Annotated in this window: 11 protein-coding genes; 7 read left to right on the forward strand and 4 right to left on the reverse strand. The window is 67.9% G+C overall.

The window, feature by feature from the left end; translation table 11 throughout:
- Positions 1-26: 26 nt before the first annotated feature.
- Positions 27-1,931 carry a S8 family peptidase gene (locus QFZ61_RS07795; RefSeq protein ID WP_307034847.1) on the reverse strand — a complete coding sequence of 635 codons (1,905 nt, stop codon included), beginning with the start codon at positions 1,929-1,931 and terminating at the stop codon, positions 27-29.
- A 206-nt stretch (positions 1,932-2,137) separates the two neighbouring features.
- On the opposite strand from QFZ61_RS07795, the gene QFZ61_RS07800 reads away from it, so the two are divergent.
- From QFZ61_RS07800 to QFZ61_RS07830, 7 genes are all read left to right on the forward strand, one after another.
- On the forward strand, positions 2,138-3,274 hold the full coding sequence (locus QFZ61_RS07800; protein WP_307034849.1) for a GuaB3 family IMP dehydrogenase-related protein: 1,137 nt from the start codon (positions 2,138-2,140) through the stop codon (positions 3,272-3,274).
- Between the two features lie 92 nt (positions 3,275-3,366).
- A complete protein-coding gene (locus QFZ61_RS07805; RefSeq protein ID WP_307034851.1) occupies positions 3,367-5,118 on the forward strand; it encodes a glycerol-3-phosphate dehydrogenase/oxidase in 1,752 nt (583 codons plus the stop codon).
- 64 nt (positions 5,119-5,182) lie between these two features.
- Positions 5,183-5,671, forward strand: a complete 489-nt coding sequence (locus tag QFZ61_RS07810) for a PTS sugar transporter subunit IIA (protein ID WP_307034853.1) — start codon at positions 5,183-5,185, stop codon at positions 5,669-5,671.
- 42 nt (positions 5,672-5,713) lie between these two features.
- Positions 5,714-6,580 carry an SURF1 family protein gene (locus QFZ61_RS07815; RefSeq protein WP_307034854.1) on the forward strand — a complete coding sequence of 289 codons (867 nt, stop codon included), beginning with the start codon at positions 5,714-5,716 and terminating at the stop codon, positions 6,578-6,580.
- The gene (locus QFZ61_RS07820; RefSeq protein ID WP_307034856.1) at positions 6,577-7,089 is read left to right on the forward strand and encodes a DUF3817 domain-containing protein; all 513 of its coding nucleotides are present in this window, start codon (positions 6,577-6,579) and stop codon (positions 7,087-7,089) included. Before QFZ61_RS07815 ends, QFZ61_RS07820 begins: the two co-directional genes overlap by 4 nt.
- 96 nt (positions 7,090-7,185) lie before the next feature.
- Positions 7,186-8,775 (forward strand): glutamine-hydrolyzing GMP synthase, encoded by a 1,590-nt coding sequence (gene guaA / locus QFZ61_RS07825; RefSeq protein WP_307034858.1) that lies wholly within the window; start codon positions 7,186-7,188, stop codon positions 8,773-8,775.
- A 143-nt stretch (positions 8,776-8,918) separates the two neighbouring features.
- A complete protein-coding gene (locus tag QFZ61_RS07830; RefSeq protein ID WP_307034860.1) occupies positions 8,919-13,052 on the forward strand; it encodes an AAA family ATPase in 4,134 nt (1,377 codons plus the stop codon).
- Between the two features lie 37 nt (positions 13,053-13,089).
- On the opposite strand, the gene QFZ61_RS07835 is transcribed toward QFZ61_RS07830, so the two are convergent.
- The 3 genes from QFZ61_RS07835 to QFZ61_RS07845 form a co-directional block, all read right to left on the reverse strand.
- Positions 13,090-13,656, reverse strand: coding sequence for an RcpC/CpaB family pilus assembly protein (locus tag QFZ61_RS07835; RefSeq protein WP_307034862.1), 567 nt, complete (start codon positions 13,654-13,656; stop codon positions 13,090-13,092).
- A gap of 323 nt (positions 13,657-13,979) precedes the next feature.
- Positions 13,980-14,240, reverse strand: coding sequence for an FmdB family zinc ribbon protein (locus QFZ61_RS07840; RefSeq protein ID WP_307034863.1), 261 nt, complete (start codon positions 14,238-14,240; stop codon positions 13,980-13,982).
- Between the two features lie 162 nt (positions 14,241-14,402).
- A complete protein-coding gene (locus QFZ61_RS07845; RefSeq protein WP_307034865.1) occupies positions 14,403-15,023 on the reverse strand; it encodes a 5-formyltetrahydrofolate cyclo-ligase in 621 nt (206 codons plus the stop codon).
- Positions 15,024-15,050 lie beyond the last annotated feature (27 nt).

Consider the following 15,050-nt stretch of genomic DNA (forward strand, 5'->3'; position numbering starts at 1 on the left):
GCGGGTGGTTCGCGGCAGGCGCGGTGCTAGGAGGTTGTCACCGAGGTGTCGTCGATGAAGAAGTAGGTCTTCAGCGAGGAGTCCTCGACGCCCAGGAAACGCAGCGTGACGCTCTTGCCCTTGAAGGCGGACAGGTCCAGGGTCTTCAGCACGTAGCCGGTGGACTTATTCAGGTTCGAATAGGTGGCCAGCGTCGTGGTGACACCCCCGCTGACGGCCTGGACCTTCAGGGTGTCGTAAGCGGTCGCGGTGGTGGTCTCATCCGTCAGCGTCTTGAGGTAGAAGGACAAGGTGGAACCGGCCACGGAGGACGGGATGGAGATGGTCTGGTCCAGCCGGTACGACGTCGACTGGCCCCAGCCGTTCAGGCCCGCGAAGCCGCTGCCCGTGCGCGCACTGGTTCCGGTTTCAAAAGTGTCTGCGTGGTCGGAGGTCCAGGACACCGCGCCGCTCTCGAAGCCGGGGTTCAGCAGCAGGTTTCCCGACGGCGGCGGCGGGGTGGTGCCGCCGAGCAGAGCCATGGTGGCCGTCGCGTCGGAGAGCCCGGCGCCGCAGCCCTTGGTGCAGCCGCCCGGCATGGCGCGGGTGCCCTGCCGGAGCGTGGACTCGACCTGCGCCGGGGTCAGGGCGGGGGACTTGGCCTTCATCAGCGCCACGAGACCGGCGACGTGCGGGGTCGCCATCGAGGTCCCCTGGTAGCTGGCGTACCCGGCGCCGCCCGGGGCAGTGGTCCCGGTGTTGATCGTGGAAAGAATGCCGCCGCCGCTGACCCCGGTGTCACCGCCGGGTGCGGTCAAATCCACCGTCGCGCCGTAGTTGGAGTAGTAGGAGAGGGAACCGCTCGGGTTGCTGGCCGCGACGGTCACCACGGAGTTGCAGTTGGCCGGGCGGGAGCCGGAGGCGTCCTGGTTGCTGTTGCCGGCCGCCACGACGACGGTGGTGCCCCGGGACACGGCGGAATCGATGGCGGCCTGGTAGGTGGTGCCGCAGGCGCCGGAGCCGCCGAGACTCATGTTGATGACCTTCGCAGGGTTGGCGTTGGCCGGGATGCCGGAGACGGTCCCGCCGGCGGCCCAGATGATCGCGTCGGCAATGTCCGAGAGCGATCCGCCGCACTTGGCAAGCACGCGGACCGGCAGGACCTTGGCATTCGGTGCCACGCCGGCCACGCCGGTGGAGTTGCCGGTCACGGCCGCGATGGTGCCGGCCACGTGGGTGCCGTGCCAGGAGGAATTGGAGGCGGCGGTCTGGCCGCATTCCCCGGCGGCGTACCAGTCGCCCTGGTCCTGGGCGTTGGCATCGCGGCCGTTACCATCGCGGGCCGCCGTGGCGTCGGAGACGAAGTCGTAACCCGGCAGCACATTGCTGTCCAGATCCGGGTGGGCGGTGATGCCGGTGTCGATCACGGCGACGGTCGATCCCGACCCGGTGGAGACGTCCCAGGCGCCAGGGATCCGCATGCCGTTTGCCGCCGTGAAGTCCCACTGCTCGCTGTAGCGCGGGTCGTTGGGTGCCAGCACCGCGGTCATCCGCGCATCGGGTTCGACGGCGTCAACCGCCCCGGAGGCGACGATTTCATTCATGAAATCCTTGGCCGCCTGGTCGGACAGGGCCGCGTCGGACGCGATCAGGGTTCCGCCCGTGGCCAGGGTGCGCAGTTCCCGCACGCTGACGCCCTGCTGCCTTGCAGCCTTGCCCCAGGCATTCGCGCGGCCGTTGGGCGTGGCGTTGCCGGGGGACTTCTTGAAGCTGACGATGAACTGCGTATAGGCCTCGCCGGCGTGGACCTCCGGTGCCGGGGCGTTCTCAGCGGCGACGGGTCCGGTGCCCGGGGCGGCGAGGACCGGGTTGACGGCCAGGCTCATGGTGCCGACGACGGCGGCCAGCGACAGGACAAGGACGCGGGACTTCCTGAGTGATGTACTTCCCATGGGTTCTGCTTTCTGTGACCGGGCATTGCGGAATGCCTGGAACTCGGGTTGGAGGCTACCGGTAATAACGTCGGCCGGCCGAAAGTAACCGTAAGGTCCTTTTCAGGTTTTGTAAACTCTTGACAACATTAGTCAACTCGGGGTCGACTCTCGGTTTGCCGTTGGCCCTTTGCCGGGCCGGCGGAGGTGTCAAGTAAAGTGGGGACGTGACTTACGAGATTGAGATTGGCCGTGGCAAGCGTGGGCGTCGTGCCTACTCCCTGGATGACATTGCGATCGTCCCCAACCGCCGTACGCGCGACCCCAAGGACGTTTCTGTCTCCTGGCAGATCGATGCCTACAAGTTCGACATGCCCGTCATCGCCGCACCGATGGATTCAGCCATGTCGCCGGAAACGGTCATCGCGCTTGGACGGCTCGGCGGTCTCGGCGTCCTGGACCTGGAGGGGCTGTGGACCCGCTACGAGGATCCGCGGCCGGTACTGGACCAGATTGCCGCCCTCGAAGACGAGACCAACAGCCCCGCCGTCACGCGCCGGATGCAGGAGCTGTACCAGGCCCCGATCCAGCCGGAACTGATCACCTCCAGGTTGGCGGAGATCCGCGCCGCCGGCGTCACGGTTGCAGGATCCCTGACCCCGCAGCGCACCCAGGAGCACTACAAGACCGTGGTGGCTGCCGGCGTCGACATTTTCGTCATCCGCGGCACCACAGTGTCGGCAGAACACGTCTCCAAGGACCACGAGCCGCTGAACCTGAAGCAGTTCATCTACGAACTCGACGTTCCCGTGATCGTCGGCGGCGCTGCCGGCTACACCCCCGCCCTGCACCTGATGCGCACCGGCGCCGCGGGCGTGCTGGTCGGATTCGGCGGCGGCGCCACCACCACCACCCGCCGCGCCCTGGGCATCCACTCGCCGATGGCCTCCGCCATCTCCGACGTCGCAGCCGCCCGCCGGGACTACATGGACGAGTCCGGCGGACGGTACGTGCACGTGATCGCCGACGGCGGCATGGGCAGCTCCGGTGACATCGTGAAGGCGATCGCCATGGGCGCCGACGCCGTGATGCTCGGCAGCGCCCTCGCCCGTGCCCAGGAGGCCCCCGGAAAGGGCTGGCACTGGGGCCAGGAAGCGCACCACCTCGAGCTTCCCCGCGGTGACCGGGTCAACGTAGGCACCGTCGGACCGCTCGAGGAAGTCCTGTTCGGGCCGGGCCACCACACCAACGGCACCTCGAATCTCGTCGGTGCGCTGCGCCGGTCGATGGCGACCACAGGCTACTCGGACCTGAAGGAATTCCAGCGCGTCGACGTCGTCGTCTCGCCGTACGAGGGAAACTGACCCTGGGGCAGGGCCGGCCCCGGCCCTGCCCATCCGGAGAACTAGGAAGTAGTGTGGTGCACTACGAGGTTTGATCCGGATGGAGGCGTGAGATGAACAGTTTTCCCGGTGGTGCTCCGATGGCTGGCGGCGCGCTCGGCCCGGCGGAGCGCGAAGCGTCCCTGGCGGCCCTCAAGGCGAGCACGCAACCCGGCAAGGAACTCGACATTCTCATCGTCGGCGGCGGCATCGTCGGCGCGGGGGCCGCGCTGGATGCGGTGACCCGCGGGCTGAGCGTAGCGATCGTCGAGGCCAACGACTGGGCAGCCGGCACGTCGTCGCGGTCCTCGAAGCTCATCCACGGCGGCCTTCGCTACCTGGAAATGCTGGACTTCGCCCTGGTCAAGGAGGCTTTGCACGAGCGCGGCCTGATTCTCTCCGTCCTCGCCCCGCACCTGGCCCGTCCGGTCCCGTTCCTCTACCCGCTGACCAAGCGGTTCGTGGAGCGGCCCTACGTTGGCTCCGGCATCGCCCTTTACGACGCCATGTCCATCACGGGCGGCCACAGCCGGGGAGTTCCGTTCCACAAGCACCTGAGCCGGCGCGGCACCCTTCGTGCGGCGCCGAGTCTGAAGGACGATGCCTTCGTCGGTTCGATCCGCTACTACGACGGCCAGGTCGACGACGCCAAGTACGTCGCTAACCTCGTACGCACGGCGGCATACTACGGTGCCCACGCCGTGAATCAAATGTCGGTCGTGGACTTCCTGCGCGAGGGCGAGCGGGTGGTCGGCGCCAAGGTCGTCAACCGCGAGGACGGTTCCAGCTTCGACATCCGGGCCAAGCAGGTCATCAACGCGACCGGCGTCTGGACCGACGAAACCCAGGCCATGGTCACCGACCGCGGCCAACTCAAAGTCCGTGCCTCCAAGGGCATCCACCTCGTCGTGCCCCGGGACCGCTTCCAATCGACGGTCGGCCTGATTCTGCGCACCGAGAAGTCGGTGCTGTTCGTCATACCGTGGGGCCGGCACTGGATCATCGGCACCACCGATACCGACTGGCACCTGGATAAGGCCCACCCCGCGGCGTCCAGCAAGGACATCGACTACATCCTCGAACACGTGAACAAGGTCCTGAAGCGGCCCCTCACCCGCGAGGACGTCGAGGGCGTCTACGCCGGCCTTCGACCACTGCTGGCGGGGGAGAACGACTCGACGGCCAAACTGTCCCGCGAACACGTGGTGGCCCACCCGGTGCCGGGCCTCGTCGTCGTCGCCGGCGGCAAGTGGACCACCTACCGGGTGATGGCGAAGGACGCCGTGGATGAGGCGACGCGCAGCATGGACGAGCGCGTTCCGCCGTCGTGCACCGAGGGCATCCCACTGCTGGGCGCCAGCGGCTTCAAGGCCGCCTGGAACAAGCGCAACCGGATGGCCGAGGAAACCGGAGTCCACGTGGCCCGGGTCGAGCACCTGCTCAACCGCTACGGTTCGATGGCACCGGAAGTCCTGGCGCTGATTGGTGAGAACCCCGACCTGGCCGAGCCGCTGCCAGGAGCCGACGACTATCTGGCGGCCGAGGCGGTCTACGCCGCGAAGTTCGAAGGCGCCCGCCACGTCCAGGACGTGCTGACCCGCCGAACTAGAATCTCGATCGAGGCCTGGGACCGCGGCGTGTCCGCGGCGCCGGTAGTCGCTAAGCTGATGGGCGAGGTTCTCGGCTGGAGCGATGCGCAGCGCGAGAGCGAAATCAAGCACTATCTGGCCCGGGTGGACGCTGAAAGGTTGAGCCAGGAGCAGCCGGACGACGAATCCGCGGATGCGGCGCGTCTGGGTGTCGAGGACATCGTTCCGCTGCGCTGATCGAAGGCGCTGTACGGCGACCACCGGCCGGCGTGCACCAACGCCATATCGAAAGGGACACCTCTTGGCGGAACCACTGGACCGGTACGATGCCGACCTCACCACGCCGCAGATGGTGATCCTTGAGCTGGACGCGAAGGACAAGTTCGACGCCTCCGCCCAGCTCGCCCAGCGGATGTACGACGCCGGCAGGATCTCCGATCTTGAGGGGTTCCTGGAGCACGTCAATGCCCGCGAGCACCAGCTGGCCACCGGTCTTCCCGGCGGCGTCGGCCTGCCCCATGCCCGCAGCGAATTTGTGTCCCGCATATCGATCGCGGTGGGCATCACAAAATACGGCCGTGCCCTCGACTTCGGCGCCGCCGACGGGCCGGCCACCGTGGTGCTGCTGATTGCGACGCCGGCAAGTTCCTTCTCGGACCACCTGGAGGTGCTGGCCACCCTGGCGCGCTCGCTGTCCAAGGAATCCTTCCGCGAGTCGCTCCGCCGCGCCTACGACCCCGAAGTGATTGCGGAACTGATCAACTCCAGTCTGGTGTTCTTCGACCACTAGCACGTTTCGTTGTTCTACAGGCGGACGAAGTACGGTTAAGGGGTGCTGAAAACCGCCCTCAAACCCCGCTGGATCGCAGGCCTCGTGTTTGCGCTCGTGATATCCGGGGTCTTTGTGCTGCTCAGCCAGTGGCAGTTCGGCCGCTCTACGAGGGCCGAGGCGCCGGTCTCCACCGCGACCGAGGACCCCCGGCCGCTGACGTCCGTCCTGAAACCGGGGGAGTTCTTCCCGGGATCGGTCTCCGATCAGATGGTCACGGCCACGGGCCGCTACGACCCGCAGAAGCAGGTGCTGGTTCCCAACAGAATCAACGACGGCGCCAAAGGGTTCTGGATCGTGTCCGCCTTCGCCGTGCAGGGCGCTCCGCCGCTTGCCGGTGCAGCGGCCACCCCGCAGACGTGGGTGCCGGTGGCCCGGGGCTGGGTCGCCGACGCAGCGGACGCCCCGGCCCCGCCGTCGGGCACCGTTCAGCTCACCGGCCGGCTCATCCCATCCGAGGCGCCGCTGCCGAACACCGACCCCGGACCGGGCCGTGCAACGGCTGTGTCAGTCGCCGAACTGATCAACCTCTGGGACGTCAGCAGCTACCCCGGCTTCGTCGCCGCCAGCGCCGAGGCATCCGCCGGCTCCGACGTGGCCGTTTCCGGCCCGGCGAAGCCGCTGAAGATCGGTCCGCAGCCGCCCGCGCAGACGGTGAACTGGCTCAATCTCTTCTACGCCGCCGAGTGGGTCGTCTTCGCAGGCTTTGCACTGTTTATCTGGTGGCGCCTGGTCAAGGACGACTACCGCCGCGACCTGGAGGATGCCCAGGATGAGGAAGCGGCCCGACTGGCCTCCCCGGGCGGAGTGCACAGCAGCGATTTCCCTGACAACGACCCGCAACCCACCAACCCGAGAGTGCAATCATGATCGAGCCCAAGCCGGCCATCCAGCCGCAGCAGCCCAACGGAACGGGACGCCCCGGCAGCAAGAAGCGCCGCTTCGGCGGCACCGAGGCGCAGATCCGTTCCGCGCTGAAGTTCTACAAGGTGCTCGCCTACCTCACGGGGTCCATGCTGCTGCTGCTCTGCGCGGAGCTGATTGCCCGGTACGTCTTTGGCCAGTACCTCTTCGCGGGCGGAACCAACGCCGTCACCGGCCAGCCGTTCGGCTTCGGGTTCGCCGGCGCGGAACCGCCCGGCGTTCTCGGGGGAGTGAACGTCTCGGTCGCGGTGCTGATCGTGCACGGCTGGATGTATGTCGTCTACCTCATGTCCAACTTCCGGCTGTGGACGCTGATGCGCTGGCCCTTCGCCAAGCTCATCGTCCTGGCCCTCGGCGGCGTCGTGCCTTTCCTGTCCTTCTTCGTGGAGAAGAAGTTCCATGCTGAGGTGGAGGCAGAACTGGCCTCCAATCCCCAGGCGCCGCAGCGCTATTGAGCGACCCCGGAACACGAGCCGGCCTGCCCTGTGAGTTCGCTTACCCGCGGCTTCCCGAATGTGCGGCGGAGCATCGGGGCAAAGTAGGCTAGTACGGTGACCACTCCCACTGCATCCCAGACGTCCCACAGGCCCGTGCTGGTTGTTGACTACGGTGCCCAGTACGCGCAGCTGATTGCCCGCCGCGTCCGGGAAGCAAACGTGTATTCGGAAGTCGTTCCGCATACCTACAGCACCGAGCAGCTGCTGGCCAAGAACCCCGCCGCGATCATCCTCTCCGGCGGCCCCGCGAGCGTCTACGCCGAGGGCGCCCCGTTTGTGGGCCCGGACCTGTTCGAGTCCGGCGTCCCTGTCTTCGGCATCTGCTACGGCTTCCAGGCCATGGCCAACGCACTCGGTGGCAAAGTCGCCCAGACCGGTCTGCGGGAGTACGGCGCCACCGAGACGAACGTTATCGGCGAAGGCCGGTCTATCCTCGAGGGAATGCCCCAGCACCAGAGCACCTGGATGAGCCACGGCGACTCGGTCCACGAAGCCCCGGCCGGATTCGAGGTCCTGGCAACGACGGCGGGAGCGGACGTCGCTGCTTTCGCCAACGAGGAGAAGTGCCTCTACGGCGTCCAATGGCACCCCGAGGTGAAGCATTCAGCGTACGGCCAGCAGGTCCTGGAGAACTTCCTTTTCAAGGGTGCGAAGCTGGAACCTAACTGGACCACCGGCAACATCCTTGAAGAACAGGTCGACCGCATCCGGGAGCAGATCGGCGACTCACGCGTCATCTGCGGACTCTCCGGCGGCGTCGACTCCGCCGTGGCCGCAGCCCTCGTCCAGCGCGCCGTCGGCGACCAGCTGACCTGCGTGTTCGTAGACCACGGACTGCTGCGCGAAGGCGAAGCCGAACAGGTGGAACGCGATTTCGTGGCCGCCACCGGCGTAAAGCTGTACGTAGCCAACGAGCAGGAGCGCTTCCAGGCCGCCCTGGCCGGCGTGAGCGACCCGGAGACCAAACGGAAGATCATTGGCCGCGAGTTCATCCGCGCGTTCGAGGAAGCCGAACTGGCCATCATCGCCGAGGCCGCGGCGCACGGCGAAAAGATCAAGTTCCTCGTGCAGGGCACCCTGTACCCGGACGTAGTCGAATCAGGCGGCGGCGAGGGCGCGGCGAACATCAAGAGCCACCACAACGTCGGGGGCCTGCCCGAGGACCTGCAGTTCGAACTCGTGGAACCACTGCGTGCCCTGTTCAAGGACGAGGTCCGCGCCGTCGGGGCCCAGCTGGGCCTGCCGCAGGAAATCGTCGGGCGCCAGCCCTTCCCAGGCCCGGGCCTCGGCATCCGGATTGTCGGCGAGGTGACCAAGGAGCGGCTGGACCTGTTGCGCAAGGCCGATGCGATCGCGCGCGCCGAGCTGACCGCGGCGGGCCTCGACAATGAAGTGTGGCAGATGCCCGTAGTGCTGCTGGCGGATGTCCGCAGTGTCGGCGTCCAGGGCGACGGCCGCACCTACGGCCACCCGATTGTGCTCCGCCCGGTGTCCTCCGAGGACGCCATGACGGCCGACTGGTCGAGGCTTCCCTATGACCTGCTGGCCCGGATTTCGAGCCGGATCACGAACGAGGTGGAAGGCGTCAACCGCGTCGTGCTGGACGTCACGAGCAAGCCGCCGGGAACCATCGAGTGGGAATAGCCTGACAGTGGCCGGCCTCCTGAGAGGCCGGCCACTTTCGTTTTGGCGGGCAGAGGCGCGCCGAAGCATTTCGTGGCACTAATTTGGTGGGAGCCAGTGTTGCGGCCCGCCACTGATGCCTGATCCGGGCTACGCTCGAAAGCATGCCGGTATGGTCCAGGGCGTTCCGCGCGAACACAGAAACCGTGAGCACAGAAAAGAAGGCAGCAGTGTCAGTTGGTCAAGGCCACCCCGAAGGCTCCGAGGAGTTCAGGAAATGGCTGTCGGGTCTTAAACCCGTCACCGGAGCAGACACCATGCTGCGCTTTACGAAAACACCGGAAGGCTCCATCGAGCTGACCCATGCCCATCCCTCGGGATTGGCCCAGCTGATGGCCGGCCGGCGCACCCGCCTGTCCACCCTGATCCGTGACCGGCAGCAGTACATCGTCGCCGCCCGGGCCTCCCGCAACCTCCGGTCCAAAATCTTTGAGCTCGCCAATGACCGCGGCATCGACGCCGGCTACTTTTCCGCCGGCACCGTGGTCTGGACGTCCGCTGTCGGGGGCAAGCCGCAGCGGGTTTCAGCACCGGTTATGCTCGCCGCGATATCCCTTACCGCGCGTCCGGGCGAAGATGACTACGAACTGCAACTGACCGAGCAGGCGCGCATCAATCCCGCCCTGGTCCGGCATCTGAAGAACATCCACGGAATCGTTTTCGACGTGAACGCGGTGACCCGGATGGCGTACAGCACGGCACGGTTCGACCCGCAGCCCGTCCTGGACCGCCTGGGCACGCTGATCCAGCCGATCCACGGCGCCGAGATCGAACACAATCTGCTGGTCTCGACGTTCGCCGATCTCTCCGGCAACCTGGACGATCCGTGGATCAACGCGAACAACCCGGTCGTGGCGTCGCTCGCCCGTGCTGCCGCCGGTGCACCGGTGGAGGTTGCCGAACTCAAGGACAACCGGTTCCCGAGCACCGACGAGCGTGACCCCGCCACTGAGCTGCTCCTGCTCGACGCCGATGCTGACCAGCAGTACGTCGTGGACGCCGCCCGGGCCGGCGATTCGCTCGTGGTCAGCGCTCCGCCGGGCACCGGCCAGACCCAGACCGCCATCAATACCATCGGGGCCCTGATCGACGAGGGCAAGAGCGTCCTGGTGGTCGGTGACCGGCGGGCGAGCCTCGGGGAGGTCTCCGCCCAGCTCGAAGCGCTCGGCCTCGATTCCGCCCTGGTGCAGCTGGCCGGCAACTCCACGCCGCTGCAGCTCAAAGGCCAGCTGGTCCGCGCGATCGTGCGGAACGAAAAGTCACTTGAACCACAGCTGAAGAACCTGCATGCAACGCTGACCGAGCACCGGCACGCACTGATGGACCATGTCGCGTCGCTGCACAACGTCCGCCAGCGCTGGGGGTGCTCACCCTACGAAGCCATGCAGTCGCTCGCGGCGCTGACCGCGATCCACCCGGCGCCGGCGACCACGGTCCGGCTCAAGCGCAGCGTGCTGGACAATATCCGCGACCGCGAGGAACTGGCGGGGCGACTCCGCCGCGCTGCCGAGCTCGGCAGCTTTAGCCGCGCCTCGGCCCTGAGCCCGTGGCACGGCGCCCGGTTGCTGACCCGCAAGGAGACCCAGGAGGCGCAGCAGGTGGCGCGCTCCGTCGCGGAGAAGCTTCCGCAGCTGCGTGAACGGATGAACGGTGTCGCCGAGCATGCCGAAATCCGGCTCGGCGAAACCTTCACCGAGTGGGGTGACCAGATCGACCTGCTCGTCGCGGTCCGCGAAAGCCTGGACAAGTTCACCCCTGACATTTTCGACCGTCCGGTCCATGACCTGATCTCGGCCACCGCGCCGTCCTCCTGGCGCCGGGAGCGGAACATTGACATGCCGTCCATGCAGCGCTCGCGCCTGCGCCGTGTCGCGAAGGAATATGTCCGCCCCGGCGTGCACATCGCGGATCTGCACAGCTCCCTGGTTCTGGTTCAGGACCAGCGGGCAACCTGGGCAGACTATGCGACCAGCCAGCGCCACCCCGCAGTGCCCTCAGGCCTGGCCGAGATCAGCGGGCTGTACCGGGAACTGCGGTCCGAACTTGCCGAGCTGGGTGCCGCCCTTCGGCATACCCGCGACGGCGGTGCACTGCACGACACCCCGTACGACGAACTGGTGGACCGCCTGGACCGCCTCGTCGCGGACACCGGCACGCTCGAGACCCTGCCCGAGCGGACGCTGTTGATCGAAAACATGCGTGAGCACGGCCTCGCCGAGCTGCTCACCGACCTCGCCGAGCGAGAGGTGCCCGCTGAGTCCGTCGCTGCCGAGCTTGATCTGGCCTGGTGGCAGTCCGCGCTGGAAGCTATGATCAGCGGCGACGATTACCTGGCCATGTCCGACGGGGACGCGCTCCGCCAGCTCGAGGCAGAGTACCGGCTCGCGGACAATGCCCACATCGCCAGCGGTGCTGCCCGGCTGCGCTGGAAGCTGGCTGAACGGTGGCGCGCGGCCCTCAGCGAGTACCCCCGGCAGGCGGAGCTGCTGCGCAGCCTGCTCAAGGACGGGCGGGTAACGCCGGCTGCCCTGACCGCGCAGTCCGCGGAGCTCATCCCGATGCTGGTGCCGGTCTGGTCCGTCAGCCCGTACCTGCTGACCAGCCTGTTGCCGGCCGAACAACGCTTCGAAGCAGTTGTTATCCTCGACGCCGAGGCAACCTCGCTGCAGGCCGTTTTGCCGGCCGTGGCCCGTTCCGGCCAGGTCATTGCGTTCGGCGACGACAAGATCGCCAGCCCCCGCAGCTTTACCGTGGGCGTTGAACGGCTCGCCGCAGGGGAAAGCTCGCACCAGCGGGTGGAGAGCGCGTACCAGGCCTTGGCCGCCGTGCTGCCGGTCCGGAAACTCCGGACCGTCTACCGCGCCGTGGACGAGGACCTCGTGCGTCAACTGAGCAAGAATTTCTACGGCGGCGAACTTCGCCGCCTCCCGGAAGGCCAGTCGGCGACCGGCCTGGAGCGCGCCCTGACGGTGGAATACCTGCCCGACGGCACAGGTCTGCCCAGCGCGGACCAGGACGGCGTCGAATCGGTCATTGCCGAAGTCAACCGCGTGGTGGAACTGGTTTTTGAGCATGCACGGCTCCGGCCGCGCACGTCCCTGGCGGTGGTTACCGGCAGCCTGCGCCACGCCGCCCGCATCGGTGAGGCCATCCGGCTGCAGCTGCCGAACTACCCGCTGCTGGGCGGTTTCTTCACGGCCGGCACCGAGTCGTTCCGGGTCGTGGACCTGGAACGGGCCCAGGGTCTGGTCCGTGACCGGATCATCTTCTCGCCCGGGTACGGCCGCACACCCCACGGGCGCGCGCTGCACAGCCTCGGCCCGCTGTCCGTCGACGGCGGGCGCGCCAAGTTCGCGCTGGCCATGACCCGGGCGCGCCGTTCGCTGCATGTGCTCAGCTGCTTCCGCCCCGAAGACCTGGACGTGACCCGGCTTAGCCACGGTGCCGTGGACTTCTACGAACTCCTGGACCGCGAAATCGCGGGCAACTCCGACCTCGGCAGCCCGGCCTCCCGCGCCGCAGCGAGCGAGCAGTCCCTCGGTGCGGACCCGCTGGTGGCCGACCTCGGGGACCGGCTGCGCGCCCGCGGGGCGCGGGTCTGGCATCAGTACGACGGCGTCCTGGACATGGTGGCCGCGGCGGACCCGATGCACACCATCGGCCAGGACGATGCCGAGATCCCCAGCCCGGTGGCCATTGAGTCCGACGGCACCGAGCGGTACCGTCGGATGACGGTGCGGGAGCGCAGCCGTCTCCGCCCGCAGCTGCTGGAGCGGCTGGGCTGGCGGTACATGCCACTGTGGACCATAGAGGTGTTTACCGATCCCTCGGCCTGTGCCGACCGGATCGGCAGCTACCTCGGTTTGGAGAAGCCTGTGCCCGCGAGCCGGCTGCGCACCTCGCCCGGCTTCTCGGACGACATCGAGAACCTGAGCGGGGAAGACGCCCGGGACCTGGGCGGAAAGCCCGGCGTTTCGCGGCGCGGGGGAGCCCCGGACGCTCCCGCCCCACCCGAAGAGGCTATGAGCGACGAGGAGGCCGGCAGCGTGAACGCTGACCGCGATGAGCAGACCCGCAACCCGGACAAGCAGGGCCAAGAGCCGGTGCGCGCCGCAGCGCCTGAGGGAGTGCTGCCCAACAAAGCGGCGGAGGACGATCCGCGCCGCTGGGGCGACCAGCCCGGCAGCTACGACCACGACGCCTGGCTGCAGGAGCAGAAACCCCCGCACTGGGGCTAAGGCCGTGTAGCCGCACGGAAACGTCGCCTGCACCCGGCTAACCAACTCCCGGACCCACCAGCACAAAAAACAGTTTGCCCTGGGTGGATGCTCCGGCGAGTCTCCGCGCCTGGTCCGGGTCCGCTGCCACCACCATCAGCCCGTCAGCGTCTCCGGCGTCGAGCCACTGACCGGCCCTTCCTCCCTGTGCGGAGGTCCAGAGCACTGGAACTGCGGACGCGAGCACCTGAGAGGACGCTGCCTGCTCATAGCCGTTGCCGCTGGTCATCACCACGTTAACCAGTTGTCCCGGCGACACGAGCTGGACGGACGCCGGGTCCGCCATCCGCAGCGGTACGGCGCCCGCCCCGGACGGGCTCCCGGCCAGCAGCCCGGGTCCGACGAGCAGGGAGTCCGAGAGAAGCTGGCCCTGCCGCAGGGCGACCGCGAGCTGTTTCCCCGCCAGGGCCGTCTGCTCGAGGGAACCGCCGGGAAGAACCGCGGGCGGGACCCGGACCGCGGCAAAATCGCCGGCCGCTAGCGTCTTACCGGCGGGCAGATCCCGGGCCGCTGCCCAGGCCGACACCGTGGGGTCCGGCTGCGGCGTCAGTTGCTGGACTGCCATGCCTGCGGCGAGGCACAGCAGGAGGCTGACGGCAAGCCTGCGGTTCCGTCTGAGCCAGCGGCGGAGGCGCGGCCTGCGCGGGAGCGGAGGGAAAGCTCCGGGCCGTCCAGCGCTGCGCGGCGGCCGGGACAACCGCGAGCGGCCGGAGCGGCGCTGCCGGAAGGACGGCGACTCCTTGGCGGAAGCCGGGGCCGAAAAGGGTGGGCGGATCCTGCGGCGGGGCATGGAACCACGCTACGGAAGCTGCCCGGCCAGGTCAGTCGTGCGGATTGGCTATGTGGACAATCCGGTGCCCGGAGTGGGGCGCCGAAGAAGGACCTGCCCTAGTTGGCGGCGGCGGAGGGAGCCGGCGTCGGGGCAGCAGGTGCCGCCGGCGCGGGCGAGGGGGTCACGGCGCTGCCCTTGGAGTCCCGGGAGTCTGTCCGGTAGAAGCCCGAGCCCTTGAAGACGACGCCGACGCTGTTGAACTTCTTGCGCAGAGTTCCGTGGCATTCCGGGCAGGACGTCAGGGAGCTGTCGCTGAACGACTGCACGATCTCGAAGGCGTGGCTGCAGTCCTTGCAGGCGTATGCGTACGTGGGCACTAGGTTCCTCCTCTAGGACAAACGAGCAGGTCCCGTGCTGCTGTGGGCAGTTCGCCGTTCCCCGGTAAAGGTGAACGCTATCCGTCCGCCGAGAACAACCGGCGTTAGCAGTCGCAGGGCCTGAGTGCTAATTCTAGCACTCGCGTGTTGCAGCTGGGAAAGTCAGGGGAGCGGCACAAGACCGCCGGGCGTGAGGGCGGCGGCCACCTTGCGGTCAAAGGATTCGGCGGGAATGCTGCCTGCCGGCAGGATCTCGGTGTCATAGACAATGGCCGCTGTCGGCAGCGGGCCAGCCTCCTCAACGGCCCGGACCCAGGGCAAACCGGCGAGGGCCGCAAGGAACTTGTCGTAATAGCCGCCCCCCTGGCCGATCCTGTTGCCCGAACGGTCCAGTGCCGTAGCGGGTAGGAACACTCCGGCCGCGCCGAGCATGACGGAGCTGTCGAGCCGTTCACCTTCCGGCTCCTGGATCGGCGCGTAGCGGCTGCGGACAAAGCCCGAGGCAGGCGTCCAGTAGACCCAACTCAGCGTCAGCCCCGGTTCGCAGACCGGCAGCAGCACCCGGTGGCCGGCGTGGTGCAGCGCCACCAGCAGCGGCAGCGTGGGGGGCTCGACGCCGACGCCGAGGTAGGCGGCGAAGGTACCGGGCCCGCCGCCGGCGGCAGCGGACGCCCAGGCCGCGCCGTGGCCGGCCAGCGCCGCGCCGGCGGCATCCAGGTCGGCCTGTGTGAGGGCGGACCGGCGCTCCCGGTGCCGGGACCGGATGTCGTCCTTGAGGCTCACTGCAAGTCCTTTCGGCTCGGGAGGCAA

Origin of the sequence: Arthrobacter sp. B3I4 (assembly GCF_030816855.1) — a bacterium.
Classification (GTDB): Bacteria; Actinomycetota; Actinomycetes; order Actinomycetales; family Micrococcaceae; genus Arthrobacter.